This window comes from Streptomyces sp. NPDC006265 (assembly GCF_040613555.1).
Taxonomy (GTDB): Bacteria; Actinomycetota; Actinomycetes; order Streptomycetales; family Streptomycetaceae; genus Streptomyces.
In genome coordinates this window covers 1-3,170 of the sequence record NZ_JBEXSH010000976.1, presented here as the reverse complement: position 1 = coordinate 3,170, position 3,170 = coordinate 1, and the positions used below count along the sequence as shown (strand labels likewise).

Genomic DNA, 3,170 nt, shown 5'->3' with positions numbered 1-3,170 from the left:
AGCCGTCGGCGTACAGGCCGGCCCCGGCGACGGTGGACAGGTCCACGTCGACGGCCTTCACCCGGTGCCCCGCCTGTTCTGCCTCGGCCAGGGACAGGCCCACGGCCGCGGCCTCCGGGTCGGTGAAGACGACCTGCGGGACGGCGGCGTGGTCGGCGGTCGCGGCGTGGGCGCCCCAGGGCTCGGCCACGAGGGTCTCCCCCGTGGCCCGCGCGGCGATGGCGGCGCCCGCGATGCGGGCCTGGTACTTGCCCTGGTGGGTGAGGAGCGCGCGGTGGTTGACGTCGCCGACCGCGTACAGCCAGTCGTGGCCGTCCACCCTGAGGCTGTCGTCGACCGGCAGCCAGGAGCCGGGGACGAGGCCGATCGTCTCCAGGCCGATGTCATCGGTGCGCGGCGCGCGGCCTGTGGCGAAGAGGATCTCGTCGGCCTCGATGCGGTCGCCCGTGTCGGTGACGGCCACGACCGTCCCGTTCTCCCGGGTCACCGACTCCACCGAAGTGCCCGTACGGACGTCCGCGCCGGCCTCCTTGAGCGCCTCGGCGATCAGTTCCCCGGCGAACGGCTCCATGCGGGGCAGCAGGCCCTTGCCGCGGACCAGCAGGGTGACCTGCGAGCCGAGGGCCTGCCAGACCGTGGCCATCTCGGTGGCGACCACGCCGCCGCCGATCACGATCAGCCGGCCGGGCACGGTCGGGGAGCTGGTGGCCTCCCGGCTCGTCCACGGCTTGACGGTGTCCAGCCCGGGCAGGCCGGGCAGGGCGGCGCGGCTGCCGGTGCAGACGGCGACGGCGTGCCGGGCGGTCAGGACGCGCTCGCCGCCGTCCGGGCCGGTGACCGTCACCGTGCGGGGGCCGGTGAGACGCCCGTGGCCGCGGTACAGGTCGGCGCCGATGGAGTCGAGCCAGCCGACCTGACCGTCGTCCTTCCAGTGGGAGGTGTAGTAGTCCCGGTGGGCGAGGACCGCGGAGGCGTCGAGGGGGCCCTGTACGGACTGCCGCAGGCCGGGGACACGGCGGGCATCCGCGCGGGCGATGACCGGCCGCAGCAGGGCCTTGCTGGGCATGCACGCCCAGTAGGAGCATTCGCCGCCCACCAGTTCGCTCTCCACGACCGCGGTGGTCAGGCCGGCGGCGCGGGTGCGGTCGGCGACGTTCTCCCCCACGGGCCCGGCACCGAGCACCACGATGTCGTATGTGTTGGTTTCCGTTTCCGTCATGGGGTCAGTCTGGTGGGTGGTGTGCGCCCTGGCCACATGGGTAGGGGCGCGGAATACGTGTCCGGTCGGCCGTGTTGTGCCGACGGCTTGACCCCACACCAGGAAGAGGGATGTACGCCATGAGCAGCACCGTGGAGCTCACCAAGGAGAACTTCGACCAGACGGTCACGGACAACGAGTTCGTCCTGATCGACTTCTGGGCCGACTGGTGCGGGCCGTGCAAGCAGTTCGCCCCGGTGTACGAGAAGGCGGCCGGGGAGAACCCGGACCTGGTGTTCGGCAAGGTGGACACCGAGGCGCAGCCCGAGCTGGCCGCGGCCTTCGGTATCCAGTCCATTCCCACGCTGATGATCGTCCGTGACCAGGTCGCCGTGTTCGCCCAGCCCGGCGCCCTGCCCGAGGCCGCCCTGACGGACGTCATCGGACAGGCCCGCAACCTCGACATGGACGAGGTACGCAAGTCGATCGCCGAGCAGCAGGCCCAGCAGCCGGCCGAGTGACGGGTCCCGGGACCCGGGGCCCGGGCCCCACGGGCCGGCTCCTGGAAGAGGTGCCGGGCCCTAGAAGGGATACGGAGCGACGTCTCCGCGCACCGTCGTCCAGCGCAGTTCGGTGAAGGCCTCCAGATTGGCCTCACCGCCGAAGCGGGCACCGGTGCCGGAGGCGGCGACTCCGCCGAAGGGCGCCACGGCCTCGTCGTTCACCGTCTGGTCGTTGATGTGGACGATGCCGGTCGGGATGCGGTCGGCGAGGTCCAGGCCGCGGGCCGGGTCCCTGGTGACGATGCCCAGGGAGAGGCCGTACGGGCTCTGCGCGGCCATCGCCGCCGCCTCGTCGGTGGTGGTGAAGGGGCGGACGGGCGCCACCGGGCCGAAGACCTCCTCCGTGTAGGCGGGGGTGCGGTCGTCCACGTGGGCGAGGACCGTCGGCCGGTAGAAGAGCCTGTCGTGGGTGCCGCCGGCGGCGAGCTTGGCACCCGCGGCCGTGCTGGCCTCGACCAGACCGCTGATCTTGCCGAGCTGGCCCGAGTCGATGATGGGACCCAGGTGGACCTGGTCCCGGTGCGGGTCGCCGACCGCGAGTGAGTCCGCCTTGGCGGCCAGCCGCTCGACGTACTCGTCGTAGAGGGACGCGTGCACCAGATGGCGTCCGGTGGTCATGCAGATCTGGCCCTGGTGGAAGAACGAGCCCCAGGCGGCCGTGGAGATGACCGCGTCGAGGTCGGCGTCCTCCAGCACGATCATGGCCGAGTTGCCGCCCAGTTCCAGGTGGGCCCGCTTGAGGTGACGGCCGGCGGCCTCGCCCACGGCCCGTCCGGCGGCGGTGGAGCCGGTGAAGGAGATGACGGGCACGCGCGGGTCGGCGACCATGGCCTGCCCGGCGTCCGGGCCGCCGGGGAGCACGTGCAGCAGGTCCTCGGGCAGGCCGGCGGCGGCGAAGACCGCGGCGAGGGACAGGCCTCCGCAGACGGCCGTGCGCGGATCCGGCTTGAGCAGAACCGCGTTGCCCAGCGCCAGGGCCGGAGCGACGGAGCGGATGGAAAGGATCAGTGGGGCGTTGAACGGCGAGATCACGCCGACCACACCGGCCGGGACGCGGCGCGTATACGACAGGCGTGGCGCCTCGCTGGGCAGGACCTGGCCCGCCGGACGGGAGGCGAGCGCCGCTGCCTCGTAGCACTCCTGAGCGGCGACGTGCAGTTCGAAGTCGGCCTTGCCGGGGACGGAGCCCGATTCGCGGACGAGCCACTCGCGCAGTTCGGCGGCGTGCTCGGTGAACAGGTCGCCGGCCTTGCGGAGCACGGCGGCACGGGCGAAGTGCGGGGTGCGTGCCCATGCGCGCTGGGCGGTGGCGGCCCTCTGGTCGGACGAGGGAGCGGTGCCGCCCGTGGCCCGAGGAGACGGCACTGATGAACCGGTTGGCGCGGCTTTCCTCCGCCGAACGCACCCAG

General features: G+C 72.9%; 2 protein-coding genes and 1 pseudogene. 1 reads left to right on the top strand and 2 read right to left on the bottom strand.

What is annotated here, in order from left to right:
* The coding region (locus ABZ281_RS43760; RefSeq protein ID WP_356663769.1) for an NAD(P)/FAD-dependent oxidoreductase at positions 1–1,219 on the bottom strand (1,219 nt) is incomplete at its 3' end.
* Between the two features lie 119 nt (positions 1,220–1,338).
* Between ABZ281_RS43760 and trxA the strand changes: the two genes are divergently transcribed.
* Positions 1,339–1,719, top strand: a complete 381-nt coding sequence (gene trxA / locus ABZ281_RS43755; RefSeq protein ID WP_142156762.1) for a thioredoxin — start codon at positions 1,339–1,341, stop codon at positions 1,717–1,719.
* 60 nt (positions 1,720–1,779) lie between these two features.
* Here the strand turns inward: trxA and ABZ281_RS43750 are convergent.
* Positions 1,780–3,075 (bottom strand): annotated as a pseudogene (locus tag ABZ281_RS43750) (benzaldehyde dehydrogenase); the annotation flags it as partial.
* Between the last annotated feature and the right edge of the window lie 95 nt (positions 3,076–3,170).

Coding starts and splice junctions, on each gene's coding strand:
- trxA (WP_142156762.1), top strand. CDS start 1,339: ATGAGCAGCACCGTGGAGCTCACCAAGGAGAACTTCGACCAGACGGTC.